At 43.5% G+C, this 14,883-nt stretch carries 13 protein-coding genes and 2 tRNA genes; 6 read left to right on the forward strand and 9 right to left on the reverse strand.

The window, feature by feature from the left end:
• Positions 1–121: 121 nt before the first annotated feature.
• Together K7I13_RS03010 and K7I13_RS03015 are read right to left on the reverse strand one after the other, a co-directional pair.
• A tRNA-Leu gene (locus K7I13_RS03010) sits at positions 122–203 on the reverse strand.
• A gap of 132 nt (positions 204–335) precedes the next feature.
• The gene (locus tag K7I13_RS03015) at positions 336–722 is read right to left on the reverse strand and encodes a desulfoferrodoxin family protein (protein WP_255947836.1); all 387 of its coding nucleotides are present in this window, start codon (positions 720–722) and stop codon (positions 336–338) included.
• 118 nt (positions 723–840) lie between these two features.
• Here K7I13_RS03015 and K7I13_RS03020 point away from each other — a divergent pair.
• Positions 841–914: transfer RNA gene (locus K7I13_RS03020), tRNA-Val, on the forward strand.
• A gap of 439 nt (positions 915–1,353) precedes the next feature.
• Here K7I13_RS03020 and K7I13_RS03025 read toward each other — a convergent pair.
• Both K7I13_RS03025 and K7I13_RS03030 read right to left on the reverse strand, forming a co-directional pair.
• Positions 1,354–2,715, reverse strand: coding sequence for a PEGA domain-containing protein (locus K7I13_RS03025; RefSeq protein WP_255947838.1), 1,362 nt, complete (start codon positions 2,713–2,715; stop codon positions 1,354–1,356).
• Positions 2,716–2,794: 79 nt separating this feature from the next.
• Positions 2,795–3,694, reverse strand: a complete 900-nt coding sequence (locus K7I13_RS03030; RefSeq protein ID WP_255947840.1) for a carboxypeptidase-like regulatory domain-containing protein — start codon at positions 3,692–3,694, stop codon at positions 2,795–2,797.
• 400 nt (positions 3,695–4,094) lie between these two features.
• On the opposite strand from K7I13_RS03030, the gene K7I13_RS03035 reads away from it, so the two are divergent.
• From K7I13_RS03035 to K7I13_RS03050, 4 genes are read left to right on the forward strand one after another with little or no spacing between them, the layout of a single operon-like run.
• Positions 4,095–4,535, forward strand: a complete 441-nt coding sequence (locus tag K7I13_RS03035; RefSeq protein ID WP_439647461.1) for a DinB family protein — start codon at positions 4,095–4,097, stop codon at positions 4,533–4,535.
• 25 nt (positions 4,536–4,560) lie between these two features.
• On the forward strand, positions 4,561–5,127 hold the full coding sequence (locus tag K7I13_RS03040; RefSeq protein WP_255947841.1) for a hypothetical protein: 567 nt from the start codon (positions 4,561–4,563) through the stop codon (positions 5,125–5,127).
• A 21-nt stretch (positions 5,128–5,148) separates the two neighbouring features.
• Positions 5,149–5,574, forward strand: coding sequence for a prenyltransferase/squalene oxidase repeat-containing protein (locus K7I13_RS03045; protein ID WP_255947842.1), 426 nt, complete (start codon positions 5,149–5,151; stop codon positions 5,572–5,574).
• Positions 5,544–6,002 carry a hypothetical protein gene (locus K7I13_RS03050; RefSeq protein ID WP_255947843.1) on the forward strand — a complete coding sequence of 153 codons (459 nt, stop codon included), beginning with the start codon at positions 5,544–5,546 and terminating at the stop codon, positions 6,000–6,002. Before K7I13_RS03045 ends, K7I13_RS03050 begins: the two co-directional genes overlap by 31 nt.
• Positions 6,003–6,171: 169 nt before the next feature.
• On the opposite strand, the gene K7I13_RS03055 is transcribed toward K7I13_RS03050, so the two are convergent.
• On the reverse strand, positions 6,172–8,580 hold the full coding sequence (locus K7I13_RS03055) for a cation-translocating P-type ATPase (RefSeq protein ID WP_255947844.1): 2,409 nt from the start codon (positions 8,578–8,580) through the stop codon (positions 6,172–6,174).
• A gap of 50 nt (positions 8,581–8,630) precedes the next feature.
• Positions 8,631–8,798: a cation-transporting P-type ATPase gene (locus K7I13_RS03060; RefSeq protein ID WP_255947845.1), complete on the reverse strand. Its 168-nt coding sequence runs from the start codon at positions 8,796–8,798 to the stop codon at positions 8,631–8,633.
• A gap of 1,070 nt (positions 8,799–9,868) precedes the next feature.
• On the opposite strand from K7I13_RS03060, the gene K7I13_RS03065 reads away from it, so the two are divergent.
• Positions 9,869–10,396, forward strand: a complete 528-nt coding sequence (locus K7I13_RS03065; protein WP_255947846.1) for a MarR family winged helix-turn-helix transcriptional regulator — start codon at positions 9,869–9,871, stop codon at positions 10,394–10,396.
• Positions 10,397–10,720: 324 nt separating this feature from the next.
• Here K7I13_RS03065 and K7I13_RS03070 read toward each other — a convergent pair whose 3' ends face one another.
• From K7I13_RS03070 to K7I13_RS03080, 3 genes are all read right to left on the reverse strand, one after another.
• Complete coding sequence (locus K7I13_RS03070) at positions 10,721–12,082, reverse strand: sigma-54-dependent transcriptional regulator (protein WP_255947847.1); 1,362 nt, start codon at positions 12,080–12,082, stop codon at positions 10,721–10,723.
• A gap of 3 nt (positions 12,083–12,085) precedes the next feature.
• Complete coding sequence (locus tag K7I13_RS03075; RefSeq protein WP_255947848.1) at positions 12,086–13,402, reverse strand: sensor histidine kinase; 1,317 nt, start codon at positions 13,400–13,402, stop codon at positions 12,086–12,088.
• A gap of 90 nt (positions 13,403–13,492) precedes the next feature.
• Positions 13,493–14,821 carry a TolC family protein gene (locus K7I13_RS03080; RefSeq protein WP_255947850.1) on the reverse strand — a complete coding sequence of 443 codons (1,329 nt, stop codon included), beginning with the start codon at positions 14,819–14,821 and terminating at the stop codon, positions 13,493–13,495.
• Positions 14,822–14,883 lie beyond the last annotated feature (62 nt).

Here is a 14,883-nt window from a genome sequence, read left to right on the forward strand (position 1 = left end):
TGGGTCTCACACTGTTATAGTTAAGGATGAAAAAACGATGATTTCAGGCAAAAAAAATCCTAAAATCTTACCGAATAAGACTTTAGGATAGTTCTTCCAGGTTAAAACTCCGATACTTTTCTGCGGCGAACTGGACTTGAACCAGCATACCTCGCGGCACCAGCACCTCAAGCTGGCGTGTCTACCACTTCCACCATCGCCGCATTTTCAACGTTTAAAACAGTAACAAACCTTCCTCAAAAAGTCAAGTAGAAAGGTTTTCAAAAAGAAAAGAATGATAAAACTATCCGGCAGCACAATTAATAATGTATAACTGCCGGACAACCTATAGTAAATTACAGATCGGCCTTCCACAGTCCATGAAGATTGCAGTATTCATAGGCTGCCAAAGGTGTATCGTCAGGCATTACTGCAAAAATTGCCTCCGGTTTATCACCGGGGTTCAGAATATGCCGCTGGCCGCCTTTTTCTGTTTCAAGATATATCCATTGAATATAATGCTCCGGAACCATGGGATGAGGCTCGGATCCTACTTTTACTGTGACAGTAGTTCCTGAAACGGAAATAACAGGAACATGTTTTTCCTTTGCTCCGTCAGTTGTATTTGCTTTGAGAATTTCCATTTCCTCCCCGCAGCAAACCATTTTAACTCCCGAATCCTGAATAACTCCTACAATATTCCCGCAGTGTTTGCAGCGGCAAAAAATAGGCTCACTTCTCATAAGTTTCTCCTTTTCTAAGATATTTACATATAAGTGTATAATTACATTATAATCAAATTGTACCTTGACGCAAACAAAAAAAGCCATTATTATGGCATAAAATTTGTTGAAATTATTCGGGCAATTAGCTCAGTTGGTTAGAGTACAAGCATGACACGCTTGGGGTCACTGGTTCGATTCCAGTATTGCCCATGATTTTCAGCAAGTTAATTCTTTATAATATAAAGAATTAAGAAAAACGAAACGAAGCACGTAGCCAAAACGTAGCCAATATTCTTTTAAAGAAGGTTACTGTGGCGCGAGAAAAAGAGCTATTCACTATTTATCCCAGGCACTTAAAATCTGGAACTTATTATTATTATCGCACATACGACCCCGCGGGACAGCGAACGCCCGGTCTTGCTACCGGCTGCAAGACAAAATCAGCCGCCCGCCGGTATTGCCAGGAGCTTTACAAAGCAGGAAAGCTGTATACCGGGAAAAACCTGTAAAATTGTACACCAGAGAGAGTTTAAATAATGCCCAAGTTCTGCTTTTCAGCAAAAAAACAGGATTCAGAGTTAAAGATATATTCTGGGGACAAAAAAACCTGGCCGCATGAAAACAGCCGGGTTTTTAACTTTTCATCCTTTTATTGGACAATAACCTGAAGCATAGGCTGAATTATGTAGCTTTTCCCGGACTGAACCTCGATGGTCTGATCAATGGTAAAATTTCCTGAAAGGAGACGGATGGTATGCGTTCCTGATTGTATCTGGAAGCTGCCGGACGTCTGCTGTACTCCGTCAACATAAATATCTACCCGGTCTCTTGAACTTGTGTTCCCCTGCCCTACCGCAATCCCCTCGGGAAGGATAAAAGAAATTGTCGAATATCCTGTCTGCTGTAAAAAAACTTCCAGTCTGGAGGAACCATTAACAGTGATCCGTTCAGAATATGTTTCATAGCCCGGCGCTGTAATGGAAACGGTATATGTTCCCGGAGAAAAGGACGAAGTGTATGGAGTTACGCCGACCTGTCTGCCGTCAATCTGGACCTGGGCGCCGCGGAAATTTGAAGCGTTCACTGTAATTGAATGAAGGGCCGCCGATAAAATGACCGGGACTGTTGTATTTCCGGTTACTTCAACCTGGGTTGTATAATCCTGATAACCAGCTGCCTCAACCCGGATAGTATGAATTCCTGAACTCACGGTGACGGTATTTCCCGAGATTCTTGTTCCATCCACATAAATTAAAGCACTGGAGACATTTGCGGTCACTGTCAGCCGGTAACTCAGGGGGACCATGGAAACGGGTACCGTCATATTCTGCTGAAGATTTATTGTCGCCGAATAATCCGCATACCCCTGGGCATTGGCGGTAATAACATGCTGTCCCCTTGCCAACCGGATACTGGTTCCGGATACCCTGCTTCCGTCCACATAGACGGCGGCATTTGAAGGAGAAATCTGGAGATTCAGTGTATACTGGCTTACAGCTGTCGCCGCAGCCGTCATAACAATTGAATAGGTCATATTCCGCTGAACATTCACCGATGCGGAAAAATCGTTATAGCCGGAGGCCCGCGCTGTGATAATATGGGCCCCAGCGGCAACTTTTACGCTGTTGCCGGATATCCTGTTTCCGTCCACATATACAGTGGCATTTGAAGGGGAAACCCGGAGCGTCAATGTATACTGGCTTACAGCGGCTGGTGCAGCCGTCATAACAATTGAATAGGTCATGTTCTGCCGGACATTCACAGACGCGGAAAAATCGGTGTACCCGGAGGCCTGGGCCGTAATGGCATGAGTTCCCGGAGTCACACTTACGCTGTTTCCTGAAACTTTGTTTCCGTCAACATATACCACCGCATTTGAGGGAGTGGACTTGATAGTCAGAGTATAGGAAGTTGTGCCGCCGCCGGTACCCGGCTGCGATATTGTTGACTGGGCCATGGCAATAAATGAAAAAGAAAGCAAAATGGAAACAATAAAAAAACATTTCTTCATAATAAACTATATCTCCTTGAGAAATAAATCCGGTATATTAATCGCCCAACCCCGGGCATGGAACACTCCCGTGATAAACCTATTCCTTCTGCTTTATCGTTACAAATTCCGAATTCCGGAGGGACCTGATCTGATTAATTTCAGAAGTATCACCGTTGATCCATCCTCCTCCGCTTGAGCCGGCCCGCCAGTCGTCTCCAATGGACGTTCTCATAAAAGTAACCACGGACAGAACCCTTTCGTCGGTTCCATGGGCCAGAGGAAATGTGCCGTATATACTATATCCCTGCATTACATAGACGGTTGCTCCCGCAGGATTACCGGTACTGCTGCCGGTCAGCGAATCCCCCAAGGGGGTATTTAAATGGAGATAGTAACGGAGCTCTTCATAATTACTGCCTGTCTTTCCTGTAATTTTTATGGTCTCAACCAGCGGTTTACCGTAATTATTGGGTTGTGCATTGTACAAATACGAAATTTTTCCGTTGGGGTCAGTGTAACCGACGCCCGCTACCTTATCTCCGTTTGCATGGTTGCCGTCATTGGTTTCATCCCGGACCATATACGCGTTGATATCAAAATTCCGGTTTGTCCAGTTTACGATAACGTAAATATCATTTGCATCATACGGAAAAGCCATCATGGCCGGCAGTGCCGCGTCATCATAGGCAACTGTTATATACTGCGGAACAAAGGAATAACCGGCCAGGGAACCTTCGATAAGGTAATTGCCGGATGGAAGTATATAGAATTTATACTCGCCATAGCTATCAACAGTGGCGGAATGTGTTCTCCCGCTTTTCAGATTGGTTAATTTGATCCTGGCTCCGTCGAGACCATTCCAGTATCCTGAACCTGAAATGGTTATATCTATTACTGTTCCGCTGATACTTTCAATATCTCCCGTAAAATCACCATCGATAATACATGAGGAAAAAATACATCCGCAGAAAACAAGAAACAAACACCACTTTTTCATTACAGGCCTCCTTACCCTTGCCTATTGAAAGTCAGTATATAAATCCCTTAGTATTGAAGGAAATTATTTCACAAACAATTGGTCGCAGAAAACTTCTGACGCCAGTACTATTGTTCAGTATATCACATAAAACAGCATAATCAAACTTTTTAGCCATATTTTGACAACCATTTGTTTTCCGGAATTTACCTGCCGGATTCATCCGATTTGACTGTTTTCCTATCATTTTTAATGCTTTTTTCTGAAATTCATGTATACTAATGTATGAGGCATTTCAGTTGGAATCATCGGAACGGATTGATAAATGAAATGCGAAATTATGGTAATTCTGCTGAGGTAAGATTGTGGACAAAACTTTTTTGAATTACTGGCAAAATATAATAAAGAAGCGAATTCGCAGATGAATGCAATAATAGAAACTCTTTCCGATGAAGAATGGAACAAGGAATTTCCCGCATATTATAAATCAATACATGAAATGTGTTCGCATATATTGAGTCAGGACCACAAATGGCTGAGGAAATTCAGAACACTGGATAAATCCAAGAGTCTTAATGACAGCAGATTAAATCCGGAATATCCTCCATTAACTTTTAGAAGTATTAACGATTATCTTTCCGAAAGAAAGATATATGACGAAATGATAATAAATTTCGTAAATGAATTATCTGAAAATGACTTTAATATAAAAATGTCGGAAAAATTCGATGGGATGGAATTTAACTATACTCCGGCGACCGGCTTAATGCATGTATCACAGCATCAAACCCATCACAGGGGAATGATTTCATTATATCTCGAATTTATTGGAAAAGAAAATAACTATAGTAATTTTATTTGATTAAAACCGGACGGAAGGTTCAGGCATGATTACTGTAAAAGAAAAAAAACATTATGCTAAATCGGATGATAATAGAATTGAAATCAGATCTTTAAAAAATGATGATTTATCTTTTTTTTATCTGGACTGGCAAAAAAGTTATTACAAAGATAATTATGCATATACCTTATCTCAGGAAGAATTTGAGCGTCTCGTTAAAAACGATTTAAAAAACAAAATAGTTTTTATAATCCTTATCAATAAAACTCCCTGCGGAGAAATCACCTTGTGGAAAGACTCTATATTACGGAAGTTGAATAAACAGTGCAAAAAGCCGGTATATGGCGTTTCAATACAGTATCAAACGCCTGCAGATGATATGACTCAGGAAAAAGTAATAAAACTGCTTCACGGGATAATAACGAAAGATAATTTAAAAATCAGGACTCTTTCCGCAACGCCTGAAAAAAACGCGCTGAAAGCATATTTAAATTGCGGGTATAAACAAATACTCAGTGAAGATCTGAAATCAGTTATCGATACTTTTTTCCAAACTTTTGACAGTGAAAATAAAGATATATCTTCAGATATTGTACTATATCATTTTTCATAATTAATAGATTCGGGAAAAGCAATGGATTATAAAGATGGAAAATGGGCAAAACAAATAATACAATCACAGCATGATGATGGATCATGGGGATATTTTCATTCATTGGCAAATCCGTCATTAAGGAAGGCAATAACTACAGAACAGGCATTAAGAAGGCTGGAAATACTGGGGTTCACAAAAGATGATAAACCGATAAAGAAAGCAATAAACTATATGCACAAATGTCTGTGCGGAGAAATGGAACTGCCTGATTATAAAGAAAAAATACATAATTGGGAACTATTTACGGAATTAATGCTGGGAACATGGATAAGAGTATTTACCGAGGATGACCGGATGGCAAATGGTATCGTGGATAAATGGGCGGAAATAATTAACAGCTCTTTTGAAAAAAAGCATATAACGATACTGAGTATATGGAAAAATATAAAACCATTTTTGGAATAAAACCAAACGGCGGAAGGTTCATAGATTTTGTCACATTTTATCAGGTATCGCTGGTAACAAATATACTGGATAAAAATATTGAACCCGTATATTTTAAATATATTCTGGAACATGAACCCGGTATATATTATATTTACAATAAGAAAATCAAAAACGTACCGGAAATATTTTCCGCGAAACATACCGGTTATTATTTAAGGGCCATAGAATTACTCGCAAGGTATAATAATCAGGAATGCAAAGACCAGCTGCGATTTGTAGTGGAATGGCTCAGAAAAAATCGAAACGAACAGAATAAATGGGACCTGGGAAAAGAATCAAAAGATGGAATAAGCCTTCCTTTGCTGGATTCATGGCGAAAAGACGAACACAGAATAGAAGATTGCACAAACAGGATAAACAGGCTAATTAAAAAAATCAGCGGATAAAACCGCTGATATATACCCCTCCACCAAAACTGCGGATGACTTCAGTTCGCCTCATCAGAAATAGCGTAAGGTCTTTTCCTAATAAAAAAACCTTACTCGTATCCATACTTATATACGGGCAGCCCGGCTATACATAACAGGGCTGTCAAAGCAGGTAAAATGTATGAAATTATTTTTTAAACAGTTTAAATATTTCACCAAAAACAAGCTGCAATATTGAGAGCCCGATTGCGATCAGCCAGTGAACAGAACTGAGAGGCGAAAGATCAAACAGGATCCGGAAGGGTGCAATCAGCACCACAAGCGCAGTAACTAAAACTGAGACTATAATGCTGAATGTGAGCCAGGGGTTGGTCAAAAGTCCGGTTCTGAAAATGGATTCCCTGCTGCGGACATTAAACATATTAAGCACCGATGCCCAGGACAGTACTAAAAATGCCATAGTTATGCCTGTTGCATAGGAAGCAGGAGTACCGGAATTGACGGGTACAAACCGGCCTATATAAAAAGCCGCAAGCGTAAGTATAATGAAAACAACAGCCTTGCCGGCAATTTGCCTGCCCAGACCGCCAGCAAACAGACTGGCTTTTTTTGGAAGAGGCTTACGGTTCATCAAATCTTTTTCAGCCCGTTCCCTGCTGATGAAAAAGCCCGGGATTCCATCGGACACAACGTTGATAAACAAAAGCTGTACCGAGGTAACCGGTACGCCCCAGCCCAATAAAACTCCGATAAGCATAATCAGAATTTCCGCAAAGTTTACACTCAGAAGAAAATGTACTGTTTTGCGTATATTATCATAGGCAGTACGTCCTTCCTTTACGGCATCTACAATAGTTGCAAAGTTGTCATCAGTGATAATGATATCTGAAGCATTTTTGGAAACATCGGTCCCGGTAATTCCCATAGCAGCCCCAACATCGGCGGCTTTCAGAGCCGGCGCATCATTCACTCCATCTCCAGTCATGGTAATTACTTCGCCGTGGGCCTGCCATGCCTGAACAATACGGATTTTGTCCTCAGGACTGACCCGGGCATACACAGAGATACTATGGATTTGTTCATGAAGCTCCCGGTCGCTCATAGCGGAAAGCTGTGTACCGGTAATCGCCCGGCCGTCTTCATCCAGAATTCCGATATCACGGGCGATGGCAGAGGCTGTCGTTATATGATCTCCTGTAATCATTACAGTACGTATCCCTGCTTTCTTGGCCTGTAGTACTGCGCGAAGGCTTTCCGGCCGGGGCGGGTCAATCATCCCCACCATTCCCAAAAATGAAAGACCCTTTTCCAAAGTGTCTGCATTCATTGAAGCGGGAAGTGTTTCCCACTTCTTCACTGCAACCGCAATTACCCGGAGCGCTTTGCCGGCAAAATCATCGTGTACTTTTGCCGCTCGTCCCAGCAACGCATCGTCAAAATTCACGGGGATACGGTCAAAGGCCCCCTTGGTTACAGATATATATCCGTGTGCTGTTTTATGCACGGTAGTCATCAGCTTGCGGCCCGAATCAAACGGAAGTTCAAATACCCGGGGATATTTTTTTTCAAGAGAGGCTTTTTCAAGTCCCTTGTCTATCAATAGACGGATAATAGCCGCCTCTGTCGGATCCCCTATGATAACAGGTTCACCTGTATGCGGGGTATCGTTTTCACCGGGAACTGCGTTTGTACATACAGCCAAGAGCTCAAGCATATCCTGTTCCGCCGGTGTAAAAGTGTGACCGGAATTATTTGGTTCACCGTCGGCCTGCCAGATTTTTTTGATAATCATTTTGTTTTGCGTGAGGGTACCTGTTTTATCGGAGCAGATAATCGATGTGTTTCCTACCGTTTCCACAGCCGGTATCCGGCGTATAATCGTATTTTTCTGAACCATACGCTGTACCCCATTTGCGAGAATCAGCGTAACAATAACCGGAAGAGTCTCCGGAACGGCGGCAACGGCCAGCGAAATTGCAGTCAAAAGCATCTCGGGCAGGGATTCTCCATGAACAAAAACCCCTACCGCAAAAATAATAATACCGGCCGCGATGGCAACAAGAGAAAGCTGCTTCGCAAGTCCTTTGAGGCGGATCTGTAATGGAGTAAGCCGCTTTTTTGTACTGTTGAGCAATCCTGCAATTTTTCCCATTTCGGTATGCATACCTGTTTCACAGACAACAGCTTTAGCACGCCCATTAGAGACAAGACAGCCTGAATAGATCATATTGATATGGTCGCCCAGAGGAGCGTCGGAAGGAATCTCCGCTTCGGCATCCTTTTCAGCAGGGAGGCTCTCCCCTGTCAGAATAGATTCCTCAACCTGTAAACTGCTGGAATGGATAAGCCTTGCGTCGGCCGGAACCATATCGCCTGCATGCAGCTCAATGATATCTCCGGGAACCAGATATCCGGCATCGACATGCATTAAAACACCGTCACGGACAACGGTACATTGATGGGCATTCATTCCCTTAAGCGCATCCAGGGCTTTCTCCGCCCGGCTCTCCTGGGAAATCCCCAGAATGATATTAATAATAATGATGGACAAAATAACAAAGATTTTCGGCCAGCCATATCCGGTACTGATGGCCATATAAGCGGAAATACCCGCAGCGATTAATAGAATTATTGTGGAAATATCTTTTAAATGATGCAGTATCTTTGCGGGAAGTCCTTCCTTTTTTCTTCCTCAAAGGCATTGGCGCCGTATTTGGCAAAGCGGTCATCAGCGGCCGGCTGGGAAAGCCCCTGTTCCGCATCAACATCCAATTTTTCAAGAACCGCACTAATCTGCATTTGAAACCAAGCCATATACTGCCTCCTAAGAATGTTTTTTATTTTGTAATGCCCGCATAATAAAAACGATATTGAATATTGTTACGAAAAGAATACAAAATATGTATTATCCGGTATGTTCAATAAATTGGAATATACTTCCGGTTATGCTATTATAAATATACAAAAAATTTGACTGATATAACATAAAAAAAGTTTTTCCGTATACTCTATTCAAATTTTCCAGAGGAAAAACAGATACATTGAAAATCCGGCATAGGTTTGCTTGTTTTTTCAAGCAGTATAATTCCCGCCGCCTGCCAATGCAATGTATGAAAATTTATTCATATCCTGCTCAAAGAGAGGTTGCGGTTCCCAAAAAAAGATTAGAATATAGCTGTCCTATGGAAAAATCCGCATTGTTTAATAACGAAGAAATACCAAGCCGAATGGAAAACGCGAATATTCCCGGAATGGGTATCGGGCATAGAAGGGATAGTGTCTGTACTGTTGCTTTCGCCAGGACGCGATGTCCCCGGAGATGCTGTTAATCTTTCCTGCGTACCTGTTTCACAGGCAGCCAGAAAAAGAGCGGCCAGAAATAAAGCCAGGTTTCCATAACGGTTCAGACAGTTCACTGCAATCCTCCTTGAAAAACTAAAAGGAGACTGGTGGTGCAAACAATCCATCAGTCTTTAAAATTATAGTACCTGCATTTATATTATGCAAGAAATGTGCCATATTAAAAAAAATATGAAACCAATGATATATGAAAACTAAATCTTTTTTATGCGATAATTTACAAATGAGCGCGGATATCGGCTTGTATTTCTGTCCTGTTTATGCGGAAAACCCGGGCATATTTTTCACAGTTTCTTTTCAGACCGCGCAAAATACACACAAAAAAAAGTCCTCCGTTTTACTCGGAAGAGAAAAATATAAAAACAAATGACAGGAGCGGCCTTTTGTTGACAGAAAGTGTATAGCAGCTATATGCTTTATATAGTCAAATAATTTAAATTATTTGACTATTTCCGATTGTACATGTTTCTGATGTAAAGAATTAGCTAATTCTTTACATCAGAAACTTACATAAAGGAGTATATATGAAAACAGAACAGGACAGCAGAAAAAATCTCAGCAGTTATTTGCTGGAAGTTTCCAGGAAACTCTCGGCGATGGAAAAACGCAGCCGCTACTATGGAACAGACACAAAACTATATGAATCGGAAATCAATCTGATAAAGGTAGTCGGTGAAAATCCGGGGATGCATCTATCGGCTATTGCGGACCAAATGAATATTACCAGAGGAGCCGTATCACAGGTTATCGGCAGGCTCAGACAAAAGGGAATGGTTATAAAAAAACCCGACAGTAAATATAAATCGCGCATACAGATCGGTTTAACGGCGCGGGGTGAAAAGGCTTACAGAAACCATGAACAGATGCGTGCCGAATTTGACCGGACTATTTCAAAACTGATGAAACCGGGCGGCGGCAATAGCAGGGAGATTATTCTTGGCTTTTTTTCGGCAGTGAGCAAAAGGCTCGACAGCTGGGAAGAATATGAAAAACAGACACAGGAGTCCGGCGCGGCCGTTTTTTCCGGTCCGCCTGGAAAGCGGCGGGCTTAGCGGATGTATAGTTAACTTAAATCTGAAGCCGGATAATCTGTGTTTAGCTGCTATACAGAATAATACAGACACTATATAAAAAATATTCCGGTCCAATAAACCGGATTCACGTTAAAGAACTGTATAGGTACTAAACATTCAGGATATATAATTTGGCAAAATATACAAAACAATACAGATCACTGCTGCATAAGCGTATAGTACCTATACACTTATATATTCATTATTTAAAAGAATGTACACTGAGCTGAAAGCAGTATCAGCCTGCGGCAGCTATATAGCTGCTATACACTTCTGCTTACACTGCGATGGACAGCCTACGGATTATTCCAGACCATAAGCTTTGATTTTATTGATTATTGTACGCCGGCTTACTCCAAGTTCTTCCGCGGCCTTTGTCCGGTTTCCTCCATTGCGGAGAAGAGCTTCCCTTATAGTATTCTTTTTTATGTCTTCAAGCGAAGACATACTGTTTTCCTGTACAACCGTTTCCCTGAAGGGTTGTTCCGTATATACAGGTCCGCTTTCACCTGTCAGCCGGGGAAGTTCAATATCATCCGCAGATACTTCATTTCCCTGCGCAAAGATCAGGGACCGTTCCAATATATTTTCAAGCTCCCTGATGTTTCCCGGAAACGAGTAAGATGACAGCTTTTCAAGAGCGGCAGCGGAAAGTATACGGGGGGCCTTTCCCATACGGGAAGCGTTTTTATCAAGAAGGTGTCCGGCAAGAAGAGGGATGTCCTCGCGGCGTTCCCTCAGAGGAGGCAGATGGATCCTGAATACATTGAGGCGGTAATATAAATCCTCGCGGAACTGTCCTTCACGGACAAGCAATTCTATATTTTTATTCGTAGCAGAAATTATGCGGGCCTTGACCGGAATATCCGTAGTGCCTCCGAGCCGCCGGATTTTTCTCTCCTGAAGGACTCTCAGGAGCTTGACCTGAAGAGGAAGAGGCATTTCGCCTATTTCATCAAGAAAGAGGGTTCCGCCGCCGGCAAGTTCAAACAGTCCCGGCTTCCGGGAAAAAGCCCCGGTAAAGGAGCCCTTTTCATGGCCGAAAAGCTCACTTTCCATAAGGTTTTCATTTATTCCCCCGATATTGACCGCGACAAAAGGTTCCGCGCTCGAAGTTCCCCGGGCGTGAATTTCCCGGGCGGCAACTTCCTTGCCGGTCCCGCTTTCGCCGGTAATAAGAATTGTTGTGTCCGTACCCGCGATCCGGTCAATCTGCTCGGAAAGTGTTTTCATAACAGGGCTGTTTCCTATGAAACCATTTTCAGGCGCCGCAGTTCTCTTTTCCGCTTCGAGAAGATTTTCCCTCCGCCGGTTTTCAACCAGATTTTTCAGTTTAAAAAGCAGTTCGGCAGGTTCAAAGGGTTTTGTTAAATAGTCACTTGCGCCCGAGGTCAAAGCCTTAACGGCATCAGCAATCTGCCCGTGGGCGGAAATCATAATTACCGGAGAACGGATTCCTCTGGCCTGAATCCATTCAAGAACTTCCTGCCCGCTTATGCCGGGCAGTTTCAGGTCAAGCAGAATGACATCAAAATATTCGGTTTCAAGAAGGGCTTTTGCCTTTTCGCCGTCTTCCGCTGTTTTTGATTCAATGTGTTCAAGGCTGAGATATTTTTCGAGCGCGTCACGTATACCGCGTTCATCATCAACAATCAATACATTCATTGTTTACCGCCTTTTTTGAGCCGCTTCCTTGAACTCAGGGAGGGTAATTACCGCGGCTATTCCCCCGCCTTCTCTTGTTTCCAGCGTAAGGGTTCCGTCCGCAGCGGACACAAACCGTTCACTGATGCTGAGACCTATGCCGGTACCTGTACTTTTACTGGTGAAAAAAGGATCAAAAACCCGCTTCATATCCGGCACAGGTATGCCCCGGCCCCTGTCCATAACCGTGATGCGGATGTTTCCTCCGGTCCTGCTGACTGCAGCCCCGATTTCAGTTTCGGGACTGCCGCTTTCCAGGGCGTTTCTTATTATATTTTCAAACACGGAACGGGCCCTCCCGTCATCCATAAAAATCATACAGGTATCGCAGGAATCTGCGGCAAGTATATTTCTGCCGCAGAGCCGGAGAGAAGTTTCCTCGATCAGTTCAGCTGCGTTTAGGGGAACAGGATTGCCTCGCGCGTCCCTCAGATAATCATTGATCCGGTATACCAGAGCAGATATCCGGTCGACTTCACGGTCAATTGAGTTAATTTCTTCCTCGCCCCTTCCTTCCGACAGTTTTCGCAGAATTTCCGTATCAAGCCGGATGGCAAGCAAGGGGTTTTTTATTTCATGGGCAAGGGTCCCCGCGGCCGTCCCCAGAAATACAAGGTTTTTCTGATCTTCAATTCGCTGGCGGTATTCGGCATTGTTCAAATACAGCCGCCTGACATAAAATATAAGCAGGGCAAAAAGAAGCTCAATTATGGGTATGAAAATTACAAGCATTCGGCGGGTTTGCCAGTATTCGGAATGGATAATTTCAATGTATAAATATTTCCCGCCCCTGACCATATCGAAAATCGGAGGCCCCGGCATTTTTCCCGGCCGTTCATTATGATGGGTTTGAGGCCGGTCTCTTGGTCCGTCCCGGTAATCCATTGGTCCGCCAATGAGAATCACAAACCGCATGGAACCGTTTTTTTTATCAAGCGCCGTATACCGCCCGTTCCTGGGTTTTTCCGCTGTTTCAGCCATTTCCTTATCCAGGGAATCCGGAGCGTTTCCCCAGATATATGAGGACTGCAGGTTATTTCCGTAAAGTCCCACGCCCGCTATGCGCTCCTGCAGGGCCGGGCTGGCTTCTATGGCGCTCCCGAAATCGTCATAATCGATAAGGCTGGTAAACAGGACATTCAGGATCCGTTCATTGGTGCTTTCACTGATAAGCCTTGCCCTGTCCTGAATGAGAAAGGCAATAAAAATGATCAGGACAGAAAGAAGTATCCAACTGACAAGCGAGATAATCAGTGAAAATGTCCTGGCCGGTATTTTCATATATACTCCATAGACTTAGGTTTGTCAGACAAACGCTTATAATCCGAATTCCCATCCTTATTCAAAATGACGGGAATATATTACCATATCCTATCGCTGAGATACGGGCAACAGGAACAGGATAACCTGATCTTCCGATTCAAAGGCTCCGAGGCTCCGTATAACGGAAAGGCAGGACAGAAATCCGTACTGCGCCTTTATAAGCTGGGTCTGGTTTGAACTCAGCAGGGCCGCGGCGTCAGAGAGTTCAGAGACCGAGGCCTGGGCAAGCTTGTATAACTCAAGCTGATTTTCAAAATGTTTTTGTGCGTATTCCGCGGCCTTCCTCGAAGAGATAACCGAACTTGCCTGGGCAATGCAGTCAAGAAGCCCTGTCCTTACTTCCAGGTCCAGTGAACTTTCGGCGCTGCTGTAATCAAGAAGGCTCTGTTCGAGGGCCAGTTTTTTACTGTTGACGCTTGTGGAAGTCACCCAGAAATCAAGCGGAATGTTTCCGCTTATGGTCAGTTTGCCCGAAGAAGTTTCAAACCCGTTCGTGTATGAATAATTGAGCCCGGTCGAAATACCGGCACTGAGACTGGGAAAATAATCCTTTTTCGCAAGACTGACCGACTTGTCAGACTTTTCAGTCTGAAGGGCCGCTTTGGCAAGTCCCGGATTGGCAGTCCGGAGCTTGGTCCACAGGGCTGCAAACAGAGTGTCTGTCTCGTCATCCGAAAGAACGGACAGGCCCTGGATGAGTGTTTCATAATTCTCAAAATCAATGGACTCGAGATCGGGTATTGATGAGAGACCGGTAACTGATCTCAGCTTGGCTATGCTCAGGGCTAAATCCCTTTTTGCCTGGTTCTGCGCGGTTTTTTTCGATTCATGTTCGGCGACAGCCTGAAGATAATCGCCCGGGCTGATTACACCTCCCTCATACCGTATTTCAGCAATGGAAAGTCCGAGCGCCGCCGTATCCAGCGCTGCTGCTGCTGCGTCAAGAGAAGCTCTTGACTGCAGGATTCCATAATATGACGAGTCCACCGAATCAAGCACATTAAAATATTCCGCGATTGCGTCCTGCCTTGTTATCTCCGTAGAAATCTTGTTGATAGCGCTCAGAACCGAATTTTTTCCGCCGCTCCAGATTGTCTGGTTCAGACCGACACTGGCCCCTGCCGAAAGACTGTCCGTAAATTCGTCGCCGCCCCAAAGAGTCGCAGATCCCGAAATTCCCAGAGAAAGAGAAGGCAAATTTGAATACATCTGGGACCGTTCATCAAGGAGCGCGATTTCCGTGGCAAGGTTGTACCGTGAAAGGCTTTTCGAATTTGCGAGCGCCAGAGTTCTGGCGTCTTCAAGAGTAAGTATTTCACCGGCAAAACAGCCCATCCCGGCACATACACATAATATTACTGATATAATCTGTTTCATTATACACCCTTTAATTTATGTTTCTGATATAAAGAATTAGTTATTTTTTTATATCAGAAACA

It is taken from the genome of Brucepastera parasyntrophica, from assembly GCF_022376835.1.
Taxonomy (GTDB): domain Bacteria; phylum Spirochaetota; class Spirochaetia; order Treponematales; family Treponemataceae; genus Brucepastera; species Brucepastera parasyntrophica.

What these genes read in the sequence shown, in the direction of transcription:
- K7I13_RS03015 (WP_255947836.1), bottom strand. Translation starts at nt 722, where the DNA reads ATGAGAAGTGAGCCTATTTTTTGCCGCTGCAAACACTGCGGGAATATT.
- K7I13_RS03025 (WP_255947838.1), bottom strand. Translation starts at nt 2,715, where the DNA reads ATGAAGAAATGTTTTTTTATTGTTTCCATTTTGCTTTCTTTTTCATTT.
- K7I13_RS03030 (WP_255947840.1), bottom strand. Translation starts at nt 3,694, where the DNA reads ATGAAAAAGTGGTGTTTGTTTCTTGTTTTCTGCGGATGTATTTTTTCC.
- K7I13_RS03035 (WP_439647461.1), top strand. Translation starts at nt 4,095, where the DNA reads ATGAATGCAATAATAGAAACTCTTTCCGATGAAGAATGGAACAAGGAA.
- K7I13_RS03040 (WP_255947841.1), top strand. Translation starts at nt 4,561, where the DNA reads ATGATTACTGTAAAAGAAAAAAAACATTATGCTAAATCGGATGATAAT.
- K7I13_RS03045 (WP_255947842.1), top strand. Translation starts at nt 5,149, where the DNA reads ATGGATTATAAAGATGGAAAATGGGCAAAACAAATAATACAATCACAG.
- K7I13_RS03050 (WP_255947843.1), top strand. Translation starts at nt 5,544, where the DNA reads ATGGAAAAATATAAAACCATTTTTGGAATAAAACCAAACGGCGGAAGG.
- K7I13_RS03055 (WP_255947844.1), bottom strand. Translation starts at nt 8,580, where the DNA reads ATGGCCATCAGTACCGGATATGGCTGGCCGAAAATCTTTGTTATTTTG.
- K7I13_RS03060 (WP_255947845.1), bottom strand. Translation starts at nt 8,798, where the DNA reads ATGGCTTGGTTTCAAATGCAGATTAGTGCGGTTCTTGAAAAATTGGAT.
- K7I13_RS03065 (WP_255947846.1), top strand. Translation starts at nt 9,869, where the DNA reads ATGAAAACAGAACAGGACAGCAGAAAAAATCTCAGCAGTTATTTGCTG.
- K7I13_RS03070 (WP_255947847.1), bottom strand. Translation starts at nt 12,082, where the DNA reads ATGAATGTATTGATTGTTGATGATGAACGCGGTATACGTGACGCGCTC.
- K7I13_RS03075 (WP_255947848.1), bottom strand. Translation starts at nt 13,402, where the DNA reads ATGAAAATACCGGCCAGGACATTTTCACTGATTATCTCGCTTGTCAGT.
- K7I13_RS03080 (WP_255947850.1), bottom strand. Translation starts at nt 14,821, where the DNA reads ATGAAACAGATTATATCAGTAATATTATGTGTATGTGCCGGGATGGGC.